Source organism: Pseudomonas sp. 05N433, assembly GCF_056396925.1.
Genome location: NZ_JBFTML010000063.1, coordinates 1 through 17,565 on the forward strand (window position 1 = coordinate 1; position 17,565 = coordinate 17,565).

General features: G+C 60.4%; 11 protein-coding genes and 2 pseudogenes. 2 read left to right on the forward strand and 11 right to left on the reverse strand.

Annotated elements, in window-relative coordinates; genetic code table 11:
• Positions 1–153 precede the first annotated feature (153 nt).
• Entirely contained in the window at positions 154–1,086 is a 933-nt protein-coding gene (locus AC1DIS_RS25530; RefSeq protein ID WP_477781152.1) for a helix-turn-helix transcriptional regulator, read from the forward strand.
• A gap of 4 nt (positions 1,087–1,090) precedes the next feature.
• Here the strand turns inward: AC1DIS_RS25530 and AC1DIS_RS25535 are convergent, their stop codons facing one another.
• Together AC1DIS_RS25535 and AC1DIS_RS25540 are read right to left on the reverse strand one after the other, a co-directional pair.
• Complete coding sequence (locus AC1DIS_RS25535) at positions 1,091–1,456, reverse strand: response regulator transcription factor (protein WP_477744008.1); 366 nt, start codon at positions 1,454–1,456, stop codon at positions 1,091–1,093.
• Positions 1,457–1,497: 41 nt separating this feature from the next.
• Positions 1,498–2,490: a response regulator gene (locus AC1DIS_RS25540; protein WP_018927749.1), complete on the reverse strand. Its 993-nt coding sequence runs from the start codon at positions 2,488–2,490 to the stop codon at positions 1,498–1,500.
• A 353-nt stretch (positions 2,491–2,843) separates the two neighbouring features.
• Between AC1DIS_RS25540 and AC1DIS_RS25545 the strand changes: the two genes are divergently transcribed.
• The gene (locus AC1DIS_RS25545) at positions 2,844–7,898 is read left to right on the forward strand and encodes a trifunctional serine/threonine-protein kinase/ATP-binding protein/sensor histidine kinase (protein WP_477781158.1); all 5,055 of its coding nucleotides are present in this window, start codon (positions 2,844–2,846) and stop codon (positions 7,896–7,898) included.
• 197 nt (positions 7,899–8,095) lie between these two features.
• Here the strand turns inward: AC1DIS_RS25545 and AC1DIS_RS25550 are convergent.
• The 9 genes and pseudogenes from AC1DIS_RS25550 to AC1DIS_RS25590 form a co-directional block, all read right to left on the reverse strand.
• Positions 8,096–8,452, reverse strand: a pseudogene (locus tag AC1DIS_RS25550) (helix-turn-helix transcriptional regulator); the annotation flags it as partial.
• Positions 8,453–8,612: 160 nt separating this feature from the next.
• Positions 8,613–8,840 (reverse strand): annotated as a pseudogene (locus AC1DIS_RS25555) (LysE family translocator); the annotation flags it as partial.
• 32 nt (positions 8,841–8,872) lie between these two features.
• A complete protein-coding gene (locus AC1DIS_RS25560; RefSeq protein ID WP_477743977.1) occupies positions 8,873–10,138 on the reverse strand; it encodes a TIGR02270 family protein in 1,266 nt (421 codons plus the stop codon).
• 22 nt (positions 10,139–10,160) lie between these two features.
• The gene (locus tag AC1DIS_RS25565; RefSeq protein ID WP_204125120.1) at positions 10,161–11,069 is read right to left on the reverse strand and encodes a WD40/YVTN/BNR-like repeat-containing protein; all 909 of its coding nucleotides are present in this window, start codon (positions 11,067–11,069) and stop codon (positions 10,161–10,163) included.
• Between the two features lie 29 nt (positions 11,070–11,098).
• Positions 11,099–12,274 (reverse strand): PAAR-like domain-containing protein, encoded by a 1,176-nt coding sequence (locus AC1DIS_RS25570; protein WP_477743978.1) that lies wholly within the window; start codon positions 12,272–12,274, stop codon positions 11,099–11,101.
• On the reverse strand, positions 12,274–13,311 hold the full coding sequence (locus AC1DIS_RS25575; RefSeq protein WP_477745538.1) for a hypothetical protein: 1,038 nt from the start codon (positions 13,309–13,311) through the stop codon (positions 12,274–12,276). Before AC1DIS_RS25575 ends, AC1DIS_RS25570 begins: the two co-directional genes overlap by 1 nt.
• Positions 13,311–14,423 (reverse strand): DUF2169 family type VI secretion system accessory protein, encoded by a 1,113-nt coding sequence (locus AC1DIS_RS25580; RefSeq protein ID WP_477781153.1) that lies wholly within the window; start codon positions 14,421–14,423, stop codon positions 13,311–13,313. Before AC1DIS_RS25580 ends, AC1DIS_RS25575 begins: the two co-directional genes overlap by 1 nt.
• Before the next feature lie 15 nt (positions 14,424–14,438).
• Entirely contained in the window at positions 14,439–14,885 is a 447-nt protein-coding gene (locus tag AC1DIS_RS25585; RefSeq protein ID WP_028940907.1) for a DUF6484 domain-containing protein, read from the reverse strand.
• Between the two features lie 11 nt (positions 14,886–14,896).
• Positions 14,897–17,098, reverse strand: a complete 2,202-nt coding sequence (locus tag AC1DIS_RS25590) for a type VI secretion system Vgr family protein (RefSeq protein WP_018927758.1) — start codon at positions 17,096–17,098, stop codon at positions 14,897–14,899.
• Positions 17,099–17,565: the final 467 nt, after the last annotated feature.

Genomic DNA, 17,565 nt, shown 5'->3' on the forward strand with positions numbered 1-17,565 from the left:
CATCACACACGGATACAATTAATTCTCTGTGTTTCGTTGTCATCCTATGACATGTTGAAGCCAGCGGTGTCTGCCTTCACAATCACTGCGGTCGCCGCCTGCGTCGCGGCGCGACGACAACCTGTCCATGTACCTGTCGAGGATCCTCAGGCGATGTCGTCACCGAGTCGAGTACCCACTTACGTCATGCAGCAACGCAGCGAATTGACGGACTTTTACATCCGCGACAAAAAGGGCCGGCGCSCCGAAACCAGCCMGCATCGCCATGAGTATTTCCAGATCCAGGTCAACCTCGGTGGCGATACCGTGCAGCACATCGGCAACGTCGAGCGGCCGTTTCCGCGCAACACGCTGGCCTTCATCCTGCCGCATCGCGTGCACGTGATTCCGCATCCGGCCGACAGCAATTTCATGGTGATCAACTTTTCCCAGACCTTCCTGTTGCCGCATTTGCAGTGCGACCCGATGGACCTGGAGGAGGTCTCGATTCTGCTGGCACCCGAGTTGTCGCCGTTCCGCTTTCAGGAGCATCTGGATTTCATTCTGTCCGATGAAGATTTCAGCAAAGTCTGTGCCCTGATCGAACAGATGCGCGTGCTCGATGAAAACCGTCAGTTCGGCACTCGCGAGATGCTCAAGGGATTGTTGCTGCAACTGGTGGGGAGCGTTTGTGCCTTGTATGCCGAGCCGCTCAAGCGGTTGGCCGAGGAGAATGCCGCCGAAGTCAGCCGACGCGATGCGCTGAGCAGGATGTCCGAATACTTGCGCAAGAACATTGCCGATCCCGACCTCAACCTGATCAAGGTGGCTGCTGCGACTTACCTGTCACCGACGTACCTGACGCACTGGTTGCGCAAGGAAATCGGCAAGACCTTCACTGAGCTGGTGCTCGAGCGCAGGATGCACGCGGCACGCAATTATYTGCTCAATGGGACACGACCGGTGGGGGAGGTGGCGAGGTTGTGCGGTTTCGCTGACGAGGCTTATTTTTCGCGACGCTTCCGCCAGATCCACGGCCAGCCTCCAGGGCAATTCAGGCGTCAGCAACTCAATCCTGATACGCCGCAATCACCGTCCAACACGTGATTGTTCATTGCTCACGTTGCAGCGCAAACTCGACGGCGCTTAGCAAGGCATCGCCGTTGAAGGGTTTACGCAAGCATTCGATGGGCTCATAGCGGCTGGATTCGGCCAGTGTGGCTTCATCCCAGTGTGCCGACATGCAAATCACTGGAAACTTTCTGCCCTTGAGCGTCAGCGCGCGCATGACGTCCAGCCCTGACAGGCCGTTCATTTTCAGATCCAACAGCAGGCAGGCAACGTCATCGAAGTTTTCGAGGGCCAGGAATTCCTCGCCCGAGGCGAACACCCGAGAACGGTATCCGGCCGACCGGAGCAGATTGGCCAGGCTTTTGCGTACGGACGCATCGTCGTCCACGATGCAGACGATGATCATGGCGCTACGGGATGATTCGGGGGCGCAGCCAGTCTCCGTAGTCATGAAGAACCCTGCATGCCAAACGCTGGCTCCGTGCTGATCAAGCCATACAGCTTGACCAGATTGACCAGCGAGCGTGTCTGCATTTTCTCCATGATGTGTTTGCGATGGACCTTGGCGGTGACTTCACTGGTGCCCAGCTGGTTGGCGATGTGCTTGTTGGACAGACCCGCGACGATCAGCGGCAGCACTTCGCGCTCACGGGGGGTCAACAGGGCAGCCCTTTGACGGGCGCTTTGTATGCGTTGCCATTGCTCGAACGCCGTCGCTGCACGCTGACGGGTGGCGCGCAGGGTGTCCAACAACTGGTCGTCGTTGAATGGTTTGGTCAGGAATTCGACCGCACCTGCTTTCATGGCCTGCACCGACATCGAGATGGTGCCGAAACCGGTCATGAAAATGACCGGCCACGGATGCCCTCGCTGTCCGAGCGCCGATTGAAGTTCCAGGCCTGTCGTTTCGGGCAGACTGACGTCAAGCAACAGGCAAGCGGGGCCGGTGTCGAGGTCAGCGTTGAGCAATTCTTCGGCCGAGGCGAATATCCGGTGCGCGATGCCTTCAGCCCGCAGCAGTCGGCTGAGAGCTGTACGCACGCTCGCTTCATCGTCGACGATGAACACCGGCACGCTGTCGGGATCGATCGTCTCCTGATCCTCTGGCGCCAAAGGGCCCGGTGCCACCGGATGGAACAGGGGCAGGGGCGGTTCACGTTTTTTCAATAATCGGTAACCTCGGCGCGGGACCGTCTGGATAAGTTCTTTTTCCCCGAGCAGCTTGCGCAGCGAGGAAATCTGCACCTGCAGATTGTTTTCCTCGACGACGGTGTCGGGCCAGACCTGTGTGATCAATTCATCTTTGCTGACAATCCGGCCATCGGCGTGCATCAGCACCGAGAGGATTTCGAACGCCCGGCCCCCGACACGCAGCGGCCGTCCATCAAGAAAGGCTTCGCGCCGCTCCAGGGAAATAGTGGCTTGGCCGAGTCGGATCATGCGTTCCTCTGCACTGCGTGGATGGAGAGTGACGCCGGAGCATCGATTCATCAGAGGTACACGCTAGGGGACGGCCCCGCATAATGCAATTATCCCGAGGGATAACACACCGTGATTTCAGTGCGCAAAAACCATCGGCAACGGGGCAGCAAGACAGCCATCATGGTGCCGATTACGGACAGGATTACCGGCATGCAGCCGTTGGGCCAGAGCCTTGCGTATACTCCAGGGCTCAGCCCGAAACGAATCTTCAGCGGTGATTGTTCATGTCCAGCCGTCCTCTCTCATCATCCGGTTCCCGCAGTCTTGAGGTCGTCCACGATGAAGCCTGGCTGGAACGCTGCACCTTCTCCATGCTGCGCCGGGAAAATGACCTGACCTGGTTCACGCTTCAGGACCGGCCGTCGGGCACACACTGGCTTGCCGCCCGGGCACCGATTCAGCTGCCCGCCACGTGCCAGCGGCTGGAGCGCGATTTTCATCTGCGCCTGGATCCGGCATGGGCGATTGCACCTGTCGCGTTTATCCGCTCGGCCGAGGGGCCCTTGTTGATCTATCCCGCGTCGGGGACGCCGCTGATGGATCTGATCGGTGACGCCGGGCTGCCGCTGGGGCGCTTGTTGGCCATTGCCGTGGCGGCGGCCAACGCGCTGGCCAGCGCGCAGAACGCGGGTGTGCGCCATGCCAGCCTGCTGCCCCACCACTTGATGGTGGAAACCGCCGATTCGGTCAGACTCCTGGGTTTTCACAGTCATGCCGCAGAGGCGCCCACCGCTGAGTTGCCCGGTCTGGAACAATGGCCGTACCTGGCGCCCGAACAGGTACGGCGCGATGCCGCCAGTTTTGACGCGCGCAGCGATATCTACGCCCTGACCGTAATCCTCTATCAAGCGCTGACCGGCCGACTGCCGCTCACCGCCCGCGACCCCTCGCAATGGCTGCACGTGCACGCCGCCGTGCAACCGCAATCACCGGCAATCCATGTTGCCGATCTGCCGGAAGGCATCTGCCAAGTGCTGCTCAAAGGCTTGGCGAAGGAACCGGGTGCCCGCTATCAGCGCGCAGAGTCGATGGCCGCGGATCTGGCCTGGTGCCAACAGYAGTGGCTGGAGCACGAGCGCATCGATGGGTTTCGGCTGGGCGCCTTCGATGCGTTGCCTTCTGCGGCCCGCGGTGATGTTCTGTTCGGCCGCGAGGCCGAACGCATGCAGTTGATCGAGCAGATAAGTCAGGTGCGCAGCGATGGCATCGCCCGGGTCCTGCTGGTCGGTGGCGCGCCGGGTGCCGGCAAGTCGACGCTGATCCACCAGGGTGTCCGGCCCTTGGCGCCCGGCTACTGGGCCAGCGGAAAGAGCAATCTGCTGCAGCAGGAAATTCCCTTTGCGCCATTGGCAGAGATCCTCAAGTCGCTGATGACCCAACTGCTGGGCAAGCCGRCTCTGGAACTGGAGACGCTGGGCGAGCAACTGATCGAACGCCTCAAGGGACGGGGTAAACTCCTGGCGGAGCTGGCGCCCGAGGCCGAGCTGGTCATCGGTGTCGCGCCTGAACTGCCGAACATGCCGGCCCGGCATGCGCTTGATCGCGCCAATCAAACGCTGCTCGATGTTTTGGAAGTCTTCGCTCAGCCGGGACGACCCCTGGTGCTATTCGTAGATGATGTGCAGTGGGCCGACGACTCGACGCTGTCGTTCTTGCAAGCCTTCATCGCCCGGCCGCCCCGGCATCTGGCGCTCATTCTGGCGTACCGTGAGGCCGAATCGCAGTCCCTCCAGCGTGAGGGTGGATTGCTGCAGGTGTTGGAGCATGGGCAATCGTTACCCTGTACAAGCGTCATGCTGGGTCCACTATCGGTGCCAGCAGTCGCGGAACTGATCGCCGCTGAACTGGACACCGACCCCGAGGCTATCGAGTCGCTCGCACCAGTCGTGCACTACAAGACGGCCGGCAACCCTCTTTTCATCAGCCAGGTGTTGCGCGCGTTGATCGATGAACGTCTGGTGTGCTTCGACGTGCACGGTCGCCGCTGGGTCTGGAACCAGGAGGAGGTGGATGGTTACCGTTATGCCGATAACGTCGCGGACTTGATGGTGCAGCGATTCGAACGGCTGGCACCGATGGAACGCGAAGTGTTGCGCACGGCCGGATATGTCGGCGGGCGCTGTGATGAATCGCTGCTGCACCGGTTGTTACCGTGTGATCAGCAACAGATCAACCGTGAAGTGCAAAGTCTGGTCGATGCCGGTTTTCTGTTGCGTGAGCGTGAGCAACTGGTGTTTCCCCACGACCGTGTACTTGAGGCAGCCTGTCAGCTTGCTGCGCCAGCGGGACGCGCCGCCGAGCATGCCCGTATCGCCGTCGCCATGCTTGATCAGTGGGGTGAGCAGATCCATGAGCGTGTATTTGAAGTCGCCAGCCAGGTTCAGCGTATTGACGTGGATAAACTGGAGGCGCATCGCCGTGCCGCGTTCGTCGAGCTGTTGGTCGAAGCTGCCGAACGTGCCAGGGACACCGCGGCTGTCGAGCAGGCCGTGGGCTATCTGCGCACGGCCGAGCGTCTGCTCGGGCAGACCGGTTGGTCGAGCCTTTACACTCAGGCGTTCGCCACCCAATGGCTGGCTGCCGAATGTGACATGCTGCTGGCCGATCTGGCCAGCGCCCAACGCCGCCTCGACGACTGCCTGAATCACGCCACCACAGCCCTCGACCGCGCGAAAACCTATCGGTTACGGGCCACCTTGCGCACGTTGCACTCCGATTACGAGGGTGCGATAACCGAGGCGTTGACCGGGTTGACCCTGCTGGATATTCCCCTGCAGCGCAAGCCCTCGCACGATCAGCTGAGCCTCGTGTTTGCCCAGGTACGCGCACTCGTGGGCGCGCGCCGCATCGCCGATCTGGTGCATTTGCCCAAGGCCGATGACCCGCTTGTCGAAGTGGCCATGGAGTTGCTCAGCACATTGATTTCCTCGTTCTTCATCAACGACGACATTCGTTTTCTGCATTTGGCGAAAATGGTCGAACTTACGTTGATGCATGGCACCACGCCGAGCAGCGGTTATGGGTTTGCCTGGTTTGGCGTGATGATTGCCGAGCGCTATGGCGAGTATGTGGACGGGCAGTCCTTCGCCGAAGTGGCCCTTGAACTCACTGACAAACACGGCTACGAAGCCGGACGCACAGGTACGCTGGTGGCGCTTGATCAAGTCAGCCCGTGGACCCGACCGATGGCGTACGCCCGACAGAAGGCGTTCGCAGCATTCGAGTGCGGTCAGGCCGGCGGTGATCTGGGTATGTCCTGTTATGCCTGCAACCACATCGGCTCCGATCTGTTGTTCATGGGCGAACCCTTACAACGAGTGTTGAGCGAACTGGAGCATGGCCTGGCCTGGGTGCGTCAGTTTCACTATATCGACATCGAACGCATCCTGCTGGCGCAACAGGCGTACGCCAGCGATCTGCGCGATGGGCGTCAGCACCGGCCGCTGACCGAACTGGACGGCACTGAACATGACCGTTTCGGCCCCATCGACCGCACCAGCGTGTCACAGCCGACTCTGTTCTGGACGTGGCTGTATTCAGGCATGTCCGCGTTTTACTACGGCGATATCCCTTACGCATTGCGGCGTTTCGAAGAGGCGGCCGCGCTGACCTGGTCCATTCCGGCACACATCAATCTCGCCGATTACTACCTGTTCTACAGCCTGGCTCTGGGCAGTGCGCAGGCACCGGGGGAGGTGGCCGAAAAACTGGAACAACTCGAACGGCAACGTCTGCGGTTTCTGTCATGGGTCGAGCTCAACCCGGCAACCTTTCGCAGTAAATTGCTGCTGATCGAAGGGGTCATCTCCCGTTTACGCGGTCAGGAGCTGGTTGCCATCCGCTGTTTTGATCAGTCCCAGATAGCTGCTGCAGCGGCCGGTTTCATCCACGAGCAGGCGCTGGCGCATGAACAGCTAGCCGATATCTGCTTACCTAACGGGCTGGTGTCGGGTGCCAATCACCACCTGCGCGTCGCGCGCGACTGTTACAACCTCTGGGGGGCCAACAGCAAGGCCCGCCAGCTGGAAGCCTTGCACCCGTTTCTGAGCGCAGAGTCGTCGTTCGAACCTGTCCGGCCTGTGACCCAGGTCCGCCTCGATCTTGAAGTGGGGATCGAGGCGGCGCGCGCACTTTCGCAAGAGGTATTGCTGGAACGACTGGTCGAAACCCTGATGAACCACCTGATGATTCAGGCGGGTGCCGATCATGGCGTTCTGATGATTGTCAGCGGCGCCGAGCTGCAACTCGCGGCAACCGCTTCTGTCGAGGCCGGCAACGTGCGGGTTGCGCTGGACACCGGGCAGCCGCTCGAACAGATGGCGCCTGCCTCGGTGCTCAACGCCAGCAAGCGCACCCGCAACACTCTGGTGCTCAACGATGCCCGGACAGATTGTCCCGAGGCCTACAGCGCCGACCTCCTACAGCGCCAGACGCGTTCCATGTTGTGCCTGCCGTTGCTCAGACAAGGCACATTGATCGGTCTGGTCTATCTCGAAAACAGCCTGGTCCCCAAGCTGTTCAGCGCCGAGCGCCTGACCATGCTGGAAATACTCGCCTCTCAGGCCGCCGTGTCACTGCATACCGCCAGGCTGTATGCACAGCTGGTCGAAGACACCCGACTGCGTGCGCAAATGGAAGCGGACTTGCGCAGTTCCCGGGCAGAACTGGCGCGTAGCTCGCACCTTAAAGTCATGGGCGAGTTGTCTGCTTCAATTGCCCATGAAATCAGCCAGYCGCTGCTGGGCATCTTGTCTAACGCCTCGGCGAGCCTGCGCTGGCTTAAGCGCGATCAGCCCGATCTGGAAGAGGCGATTCAGGGGCTGGAAGACATTCGCTCAGACAGCGCCCGCGCCGCCGATATTGTCCAGGCACTTCGCGCGCTCGCCAAACAGGCGCCGTTGCAACGGCTACCGGTGCAGATCGACGAGTTGATTGGTGAGGTCGTGCGCCTGACCGCCACCGATCTGGCGAACCGCAACGTGCAACTGCAAACCCGGCTTGATGCGCAATGCCCGGTTTGGGTCGATGCGGTGCAGATCCAGCAAGTGGTGTTCAACCTGATCACCAATGCGCAGGAAGCCATCGTCGGAGCCGGGTTGCCAGATGGACGCATCATCATCGGCTCAGCGGTCAAGGATGATCATGTTCAAGTCTGCTTCCAGGACAATGGGCCGGGAATTGACGCACCACAGCGCGAGCAAATCTTCGATGCGTTCTACACCACCAAAGGCAGCGGCATGGGGATGGGGCTGGCCATCTGCAGGTCAGTGATCGGTGCGCACGGCGGGACGCTGGTGGTCCAGGACAGCGAGCAGGGCGCCAGGATCTGTTTCAATCTGCCGATCGCGGCGGCCAGCGTCGGATAAAAAAAGGCCGCATGAGCGGCCAAAGGGGAGGAGTTCGTTCTGTTGGCCTCGATCAGTTCACGCGTGCAGCGCCTGCGCGCGAAGTTGTCGCAAGCCGTCGACCACGCTATCGGGGTCCTGTCGGATATGTCTCGATCAATCATTGGTGTGTTGGGACGTCGGTTTGTGATCACGTGATCAACGGCCCGCCGCCAGGCCTTGGGTGTCATCCCTTCCAGCCGGCTAAAGGTGTGGGTGAAATGCGAGTGGTCCGCGAAACCGCATTCATAGACGACGTCGGTGATCGGCATCGAGGTGATCAGCAGGCTTTTGGCTTTTTCGATTTTCATCCTCACCAGCCAACCTTGGGGTGAGTGTCCGGTACTTTTTTTGAACGCCCGGGAAAAATGGCTGCGCGAAAGGTTGCAGTGTTCGGCAATCTCGCTGATGCGAACGCAACTGCCCATATCACGCAGCATCAGTTCCTTGGCGCGGCGCTCTTGCCAGCTGGACAGGGCGCCCAGCGGTCTCGCAAGTTCACATGGATGGTCTGAATTCACCGATTGCGGGTTCATGGCGGCTCTCCTGATCGTTAGGGAAAGTCTGTCCGCCGGCGACCTTTAAAGTCCTTAATCAAACCTTAAGAATTATGAAACGCCACGACCGATCGGCGTGGGTGATTAAAGCATACGAGGTGGGCGCGCGTAGGGTGCTCGGCGGGGCGAGTCCCTTGCTCTATTTTTGGCTGAGCGCCGCGATCGATACCCCCGATGCCACAAACGTCAGTCCTGCCCCCACGTTCAGACCATTCACAAGTCGTGGCCGATGGCGTAGAAAACCGGAAAGTGTAGTGGCGAAAGCGTCCATGAGCGCGAATCCAGCTGCCGTAAGTACAGCAAACCAAACGCCGTACACCAGCATCTGGATACTCACTGAGCCGCGGTGCGGGTCGACAAACTGCGGGCTTAGGGGCTGCATTCTATTTTGGCAAAACCTCAGAGGGGCCGAACGAGCGACGCTGGCTCCCCCAACAACATCTTTTGCCGCCAGGCGGGTGCGCTGGTGGGGAACAGCACTTCGTTCGGTCGCCAGCGAGCAACGCCGAAGGCGGCCGCAATACGCTGGCGTTGCTGGCCCTGGACAAGGGCGCGCCGGTAACTGCTCTCGCTCTGCTGTAGCCCCAGCACATAGCCCATGCCCGCCTGGAAATCGCCTCCATGGGCCCGCCACCAGGCGGCGATCAACTGCGGGTCGGGCCAGGGCAGGTTTTCATCGGGGTCCATGGCGACATCAGCGTCCTCAGGATCGTCGTTCGGGCCGGCATCGAAATCCGGCAGGTCCTGCAATTCCAAGTCGAGCAGCGCCAGGTCAGCGCCAGTGATCAGACTGAAGGCTTCGCCGGCGACGCGGGCATGAGACAGGTCGCTCATCTGCTGGATCAACCAGGGCACGCTGAACGGGTCGCCCAGCAGCCCGATGGCCTGGATGCCGATGCGCTGCTGCTCAGGGTGCTCTATCAATTGGCGTATCCAGGCGATGCTGTTTTCACGCTTTTGCCAGGCCAGCAATACGCAGAGCGCGCGGTACTGGAACTCGCCCGGTTGCTCGGCGAACTGGCGCAGCGGTTCCAGGGCGTGCTCATCGCCCATCTGGGCGGTGGCCCAGTTGGCCCAGAAGCGCGTGGCTGGATCCGGGTGTAGACGGTGGGCACGAATTGTTGGCATCAGGTCACGACGATGCAGCTCGCCGGCAGTGCGGGCGGCACGTGCCAGCACGCTTGGGTCGGCGTGGGAAAGTCCGGTAAGCAGGGCAGGGCCAGGGTCGTAGCGGTGCATGCCGCAGGCGGCCAGGCCGAGGCGGTGGAACAGAGGTTCAGGGGAGGCGAGCATGCGGTCGATCCAGGGCGATATCCATTCCCAGTCGAGCCAACCCAAGGCCATCAGATAACCGCGCTCTGTATCCACGGCACTGCGCAAGTGCTCGCTGAGCCGTGACAACACCTGCGCGTTACCCGCCTCGAAGGCCAGTACTGCACTGGCGAACATCTCGCCGATGGCGTGTGGGCCGAGTTGGGTCAGGAGGGTTTCCAGGCCGGTGGTGCCGGCGATTCGAAGGCCGTCGAGGTGGGCGTCGATGCGGCTGTCGAGCTTGCTGAGGTCATCCAGATCGTAATGCGGCGCGCGCTGGGCATAGTCGCGCAGGACGGCTAGGAAGCCGACTTCTTCGGCGTGTTGGTCGATGATGATGGGTAGGGATATCAAACTAAGCCTGCCTGGGTCGATATCACGGGGTCACCTCGGTCCAACGCTGCCCATCCTCGGTCCAGACTACGTTCTTCGGTCCGCAGGACCAGAGAACACCATCATTTGCATGGAGATGGCGGCTACTGGGCTTACTGGGCAAATTCATGTCGACTGCAACCAGATTGTCATTGCCGTCGAGGCGCAATAGACCGGAATCACAGGCCAAATAGAGCTCGCCGTTGAACCACTCCATACCCCAGAGGTCTTCGCTGGTTGCGTCCTGTCCAACGGCTTCCCACTGCGAACCATCGCCACGCAGCAAAGTGCCCATCTGCCCGCATACAAACACTAAATCTTCGCGAACGACCTTGACCCGATGCAATACGAGATTGGTTGGACTTTCCCGATTGAACCATTTGCCTTCCAGGCGTTGCCAAATTTCGCCATTGAATCCGACGGCATAGAGATTTTCTTCTCTGATACCGTCGATGGAGTTGAAACCGCATAGTTCAATCTCGCCTCTGGGTAAAACCACTCCCTGGTCCTGACGCGTCCATTTGGCTGGTCCCTCGCGACGGTAAACCTGGCGGCCCATGCCAGTGGCGTAGGGAACACCGTTGATGAGTTGCAGATCCCGAATAGGACCGCGACGAGCAGGGCCATCGAGCGAGTCGTCGATCTCTTCTTCGGTTGAGCCAACCATTGTGCTGACTGACACAATACCGTCTGGACCTGTAGCGAAAACCATGATTTCCGGTACTTCAATTGCGCAGATTCGCGTGGCGTGCCACTCGAGGTTGAAGGAGAACCAGCGGTTCTGGGACCTGTCCCACTTGAGCAGTTTGGAGGCGGTCGAGCCACTTTCCTTCAATACATCGACTTGGGCGATGACTCGACCAACATTGCGGCTCTGCATGAAGCCGGAAAGGAAGGAGTATTCGTTAGACATAGCAAACCTATCGTTCTTGAAATTGAAAATTAAGCGGCAGAGTGGGCGTTGGATGTGATGCCTTTGATGGCCTCGATCGCCTGGTCGACGGCGTTCTGCTGCGTGGCAGTCAGCGTGCCGGAAGAGCGCTTGTCCGAGCCTGGATCGCTGCGCACTGGTGTGTTGTCTTCCATGTCACATTTTTTCTGGTGATAGTCGTCCAGCTGGTTGGCTATGCACTTCGAGTTGCAATGAGGGAATGCCGTACTGTGGGCAAGTGCACCTGCTTCACGGGCATTTTTGTAAGTCCATTTGGCATTAGCGGGTAGTCGCTGGTCGCTGCCTGGTTTGATCTTGTCACCGGAGTCCGGCCAGGATTGCAACACCGGACCGTCGTTGTGGGCCGCCTCCATCTGGCCCTGGACCGCATGGAGGATTCCATGGGTACCGTCGTCGCGCGACTGGGATGCACACACGCACGGCGCGTTGTCTTGCTTGTACTTCTCGAAGCCAGTCAAGGCAGTGCCACGTTCCCCCGTCTTAGAGAAACAATGTACCTCGATCAGGTGGTGACCTGTGATCTCCGGGTGACAGCAAAAACTCTTGTCTTTTTTTTTCGGTTTGAGCACGCATGCCTTGGCTTTCTTGCATTCATCGTCGCAATCCATTCCATCCGGTACTTTGTTGCCTCTCGCGGTCTCCCGCTTGGGACGTATCTTCGCATCCTTGCATTTATCCTCGGCAGCGTTTTGCTCGTCTTTGCAGACCTGGCCTTCGCTGGTGTCGAACGCTATCGCATCCACATGCATCCACGTTGGCGTGTTACCAGGTGATGATGCGTGGTTGTGGGTTGTCAGGTCCATGTGTCGCACTACGTTCTCGCCTTCGAACTTCACATCCATCGACCAGGAGGTGAAGTACACCTTGCCCTTGATCTTACTGGTGATCACGCCCTTCTTCGGCGCGCAACCGGCCTCATCCCCATAGCTGGTCTTGAAGTAACTCTTGTTCTTGAGCATCACTTCCTTACCACTGATCTTCACCGTACGACTGCCCTTGGTCGTGTCCTTGGCCATACCGGTATTCGGATAGGGGATGGGCACTCCGGTTGGCGTGGGGGGCGCCTGAGGCGGGGTGAAGCAGACATCCGGAAAGCAGGCGATCGACTTGCCAGCCGCCGCCTTGCAAGAAACCTCCATATTGTTGGCGTAGACCTCATTCGCCATCACGCAGCCCTCACAGTCTGGTAACTGAGCATCGCGGCGGCGCGTTCGCCGGCGTCGTTGCCCAAGTGGCAGAAGATATTCGGGCCTTCGCCATAGCCGTTGCGGCTGGCGGCCAGGGCCACGGCGAGCATCGCCGGGCCGATGGCGGCGCCGACTTCGCCGATGCAGTCGGCGGGGTGCCAGAGGTGGAAGAACTCCTTGCGCACGCGCAGGGTGCGGCTCAGGGCCAAGGACGCTTCCTTGAAGTAGTACTGCTCGCCGGAGATGTCGGTGAGCCGATAATCCATTTGCTCCAACCCACAGCCGACTTCGCTCAGGGCGGCGCGTACGGCTTGAGTCAGGCCATCGGCGCGCAAGGGAATGTCTTCGGCCTCCACCGTGGCCTTCTCCATACCGAACCCCAGGCCGATGCAGGCCAATTGCGGCTCTTTGCTGGCAACGGGGGCGGCCAGCACCACGGCGGCGGCGCCTTCGCCGGGGATAAATCCGTTGGAGTTCTGGCTGGTGAGCAGGCGTTCGCGTGCTTCGAAAGCGGCCAGGGTCGGTCCGCTGAGGAAGGAGTCGACGCCGGCAATCAGCACGTGGCGATGGCCGCCCTGGTAGATCAGCGTGCGCGCATTCAGCAGGGCCACGGCAGCGCTGACCCGACCACGGGCAATGACGTTGGAACCGGAATGAAAGCGCAGGCCCAGTTCGGCTTCGATGGCGTGCAGCAGCTCCTTATCGAGACCATCGAGGCGGCCGGGGCGCTCGACTTCCGCCACCCCCAGCAGCAGCGGGGTCTTTTCCGGGTCGACGTTGGGGGTGCTTTGCAGCGCCTCGGCGATGGCCCGGGCGGCCATCTTGATCAGCTTGGTGCGGCCGCGCCATGGCTGTTCCAAAGGCACGCTGGCGGCAATCAGCCATTCGCCGCCTTGGTCGATAAAGCGGGTTTCCTGGAAATTGTCGATGGCGCAGCGGATCGCCGCGCAGCTCGCGGGTGCGCTGAGGCCGACAGCACTGACCATGCCGGAGCCGATGATGCAAAGCGTGGTCATCAGTCCGTCTCCTCGGGTGCGTGCTTGTCTTTTACCAAGGAGGAGAGCGACGGGTAGTAATCCTTGCCCAGTTCACGGGCGCGCCACCAGCCCGTGGACATCGTGCCGACCAGCACCTGAGCGATCTCGAACATGTTGCGCCGTAGCGGGCGGGCGACACGCCAGGTCAGTTGCACCTGGAGCGCGTCGGTGTCGATCAGCAGGGTGTCGATCACCGCCTGCACAGTCTCATGACCACCTTTTTTCAGAAAGAAGGTCACCGGCACGTCGATTTCGGGGATGCGAAAGCCCGCGCGCTCCAGGGGTGTGAGGTTGAGCAGCAGCACGTCCTCGCCGCCTCGCAGATAGTGGATCTGCTGATCGTCAGGGGCCGCCTGAAAGTAGCGGCGGTCGAAATCACCCGGCAGAAACGGAAAGCAGTCGGCCAACCAGGCCTCGTCGTAAGTACCGGCGAAGCGGGCGCGTTGCGGCCAGCTACGGCCGATGGGGCCGAGGGCCATCGGGCGGTAGTCGCCAGAGGGACTGTCGATCGCCTTGCCCAATTCCTCGGTGTYCGGCATCGGCATGCCAACGATGTCAGCACTACCCATGCGGCTTGGGAACCAGCCACAACCGGTCGGATTGTCCAGGTAGCAGTGACGCATTTCGGAGTTTTTGGCCATCGGATGACTGCCGCCAAAGGCCTGGGCATAAGAGATGTGCTGCTCGGTGAAGGGCTGCGGTAAGCCGGGAGAAACGCCCAACAGCCCCGGTTGCCACTGCCGGGGGCCGAGGACGGAAAAGGCTTTGCTCATCTGACCGACGCGAATGCCCGCAGCCAGTTGCCTCACGGGCCGCCCGCCTGGGGCATAGGCCTTGCCGCGCACCAGCACATCGCAGAATGGCTTGACCGGGGCGAAGTCCATTTCCTGCAGCGGGGCGCTGAGACCAGGCTCGCCGAGGAAGGTATCGGCCATCAGCAGCGGTTGCTGGCTGTCGGCGAGGGTCGCCGCGCGGCCGTCCAGCGGCAGATTGAAAGTGCCTTTGGCCACCACCACCAGGGATTCGCGGCCATCGGGCTCCGTGCCCTGGGTATAGGCAGCAAGCAGTTTGCTGGCGTTGAGCAGTTCCATGGGCCGAATACCTGTCTAGTTGATCTGCACCGAACCACCCTTGATGCGGTTGACCCCGCTGGAGCGGCTGGACAGGTAGGCGCCCTGGATAATCACTTTGCCCGCTCGGGTCAGGGTGATACTGGCCTTGCCGCAACGCAGCACGATCTCGCGTTCGGCACTCAATTCCAGGCGCTGGTCGTCCAGTTGCACGCAGGCAACCGGTGCGGGCGCCGCGGTCTGGCCAAGCAGGCGGCCGATCACTAGCGGGCGGAAAGGGTCGCCATCTTCGAACATCAGCGCCACCTGGGTGCCGATGTCTGCAGGGGCGAGCAGGGTGGTGCTGCGGGCGGCGATGCTCTGTTCCTCGGGGCAACCGGGGTAGGTCACCAGGGGCGCACTGGCTTGCGGCAGGTCGAGCAGGACGCCGATGACCACGCCATCGATGCGGGCCTGGGTGGGTAGTGGGTATTGAACCGTCATACGCGTGACTCCTAGTTTTGCAGGATCTTGCGTCCCTTGATCACCACGTTCTTGTTGGCCTTGATGTTGATCGCGCCAGAGCCGTCTATGGTGATGTCCTTGCCGCGGATGCTGATGGTGCCGTCCTTCTTCATGACGATGCTGGCTTTGCCGGTGGTGATGGTCACCGAGTCACCGGCATCGATGACAAGGTCCTTGCCCACCGTCAGCGCATCGTTGTTGTCGATATCGGTCGTGCGTCCTGCACCGACCTTGCGCGATTCGTTTGCCTTTACTGTGGTTGAAAGATTGGCACCCACGTCCACCGAGCGGTTGGCGCCCACATTGGTCGACTGGTAGAGGCCCACATTGACGTTTTGGTAGGCCCCGACATTCACCGTTTGAAAGGCACCGATGACAACTTCCTGCGCTGCGCCGATGGCGATCGTCTCGTTGATACCTACCGCATGGGTGCGCTGCAGGGTCACGGTCGCGGTTTCGTTGGCGCCGACGCTGATCGTGCGGTTGCTGCCAATGTTGATGGTCTCGTTGCTGCCGACGCGTTCCGTACGGTTGACGCCAATGGTGATGGTCTCGTTGTTATCGACGGTTTCGGTGCGGTCGTGTTTGACGTGCACGGTTTCGTCGTTGTCGATGCTCTTGCTGCGGTCGTGGCCGACCCAGTGGGTCTCGTCGTTCTCGACCTCAATGTCCTGGTTCTTCTCGGCGTGGATAAACAGTTGCTCCGCGCCTTTCTTGTCTTCCATGCGGATTTCATTGAAGTTGGCCGGTGAGCCGCCCTTGCTTGAACGGCTCTTCACGCCGCTCTGGGTGGCATTGGCCGGCAGCGTGTAGGGCACGGTCTGTTCGGCGTTGTAGACGCGGCCGGTGATGATCGGCCGATCCGGGTCGCCTTCGAGAAAACTGACAATCACTTCCTGACCGATTCGCGGGATCTGCATCGCCCCCCAGTTCTTGCCGGCCCAGGCCTGGGAGACGCGCATCCAGCAGGAGCTGTTCTCGTTGGATTGGTCGTGGCGATCCCAGTAGAAGTGCACTTTGACCCGGCCATACTGGTCGGTCCAAATCTCCTCGCCATTGGGGCCGACCACCACCGCGGTCTGTGGCCCTCGGACAATCGGCATGGGGGTCAGGGGGAGGGGGTGGAAAACCTGGCTGGCATCCATGCAAGCGAGTTCGCCCACGAACTGCTCGGAGAGATCCTGGGTGCCACTTTCATAGGGCTCCTGGTGGATGTGGTAGCGCGCGCTGACCACCAGGTATTCGCGGTTCTGGTCTTCGCGCTCATAGCCGGTCAGCGAGAACAGGTGGCCGGAGCCCAGTCCGCGGGCACGGCCGCGCAGTTGTACGCGCTCGAACTGGCTGTGGATGGCTTCGATGCGGGTACGCGCATAGTGCTCGCCGTCGTTGCTCTGTGCGTATTCACCGGGGTAGTCGTAGAGCGGGTAGTCGCCGTTGCTGTGGCTGCGCGACACACTGGAGCGCACCTCAAGGTTGGCGCGGGGTCGCTGGAAGTCGTAATCGTTGAGCTCCAGCGAACCGGGTTGGACTTCCCGCGTCAGTTGCCAATCGTAGAAATGATCGCGCTCGCGCATTTGCCGATCGGGCGGGTAGAACGGCACTGAGTCGTAATCTGCCACCGTGGAGTGGGCGCCATAGGCGTCGGCCAACACCAGTACATGACGCGCTTGCTCATGGCGGAAGTAGTAATAGATCCCTTCCTGTTCCATCAAGCGGCTGACGAAATCGAAGCTGGTTTCGCGGTACTGCACGCAATATTCCCACTGGCGGTAGCTGCCGCTCAGGCTGTCTTCGAAATCGGAAAAACCGAGGTCGCGGAACACCTGCTTGATGATGTCCGGCACCGTATTGTTCTGGAAAATCCGGCAATCCGAGGTGCGCGTGAGCAGCCAGAACCAGGGCCGCAGGCTGACGTGGTAGCCGGCGAACTGGCCATGGCCGGTCAGTTGTCGACAGCTGCAGGCAATGCCGTGGAAGTAGCGTTTGCCGCCGTCGTGCAGCTCCAGGGTCAGGCCCATCGGCTTGCCCAGCAAATGGTCGAACGTGATCGCCCGGTCTTCGGAGGTGAGGTTCAATTCATAGTGGAACAACCGCCCCAATTCTTCGTTGCCTTCCATGCTCCGCAGCAGCAGGACATCGCCGCCGAGGGGGCAGTTTACCTGCACCAAACGGTTGTTTTGCGTGATTGCCATGCACGGCTTCCTCTGCCTCGTGTTTGGGCGTCAGTCGGCCGTCTCGAATACATAACGCAACGTACGACTGAATCCGTTTCCAGCGGATTAACCTTTTGCCCAACGCCTCTTTGGCGTTATCTCTAATCCTTACAATTCAAGGAAGTGTTAGCGCTGTTCAATGCTTGTCAAGAAACTCTCCGACCAGTGGGGTGAACACCGAGGCGTTTCAAGATCGGTGATCGGAGGTCATTATTTAGTATCTTTGGTTATAGGCTTTATTCTAAAAAGTGAGTACCCGCGCAATTTATTCAGGCGCGAATTCAGTCGTGCTTATGAAGAGCATCTTTCAAAGTTGCGTAAAGGATGAGTACTGTAAAACTAAAGTTCGCGCACTTTTAACCACCGAAGACCTGATGACAGCAGAACCGACTATCCTTTCGGATAGTGAACGCTGCACTCTTGGCAAAAAGGGACGCCATGCCAGA

What these genes read in the sequence shown, in the direction of transcription:
- AC1DIS_RS25575 (WP_477745538.1), bottom strand. Translation starts at nt 13,311, where the DNA reads ATGACCACGCTTTGCATCATCGGCTCCGGCATGGTCAGTGCTGTCGGC.
- AC1DIS_RS25590 (WP_018927758.1), bottom strand. Translation starts at nt 17,098, where the DNA reads ATGGCAATCACGCAAAACAACCGTTTGGTGCAGGTAAACTGCCCCCTC.
- AC1DIS_RS25535 (WP_477744008.1), bottom strand. Translation starts at nt 1,456, where the DNA reads ATGATCATCGTCTGCATCGTGGACGACGATGCGTCCGTACGCAAAAGC.
- AC1DIS_RS25565 (WP_204125120.1), bottom strand. Translation starts at nt 11,069, where the DNA reads ATGTCTAACGAATACTCCTTCCTTTCCGGCTTCATGCAGAGCCGCAAT.
- AC1DIS_RS25570 (WP_477743978.1), bottom strand. Translation starts at nt 12,274, where the DNA reads ATGGCGAATGAGGTCTACGCCAACAATATGGAGGTTTCTTGCAAGGCG.
- AC1DIS_RS25585 (WP_028940907.1), bottom strand. Translation starts at nt 14,885, where the DNA reads ATGACGGTTCAATACCCACTACCCACCCAGGCCCGCATCGATGGCGTG.
- AC1DIS_RS25540 (WP_018927749.1), bottom strand. Translation starts at nt 2,490, where the DNA reads ATGATCCGACTCGGCCAAGCCACTATTTCCCTGGAGCGGCGCGAAGCC.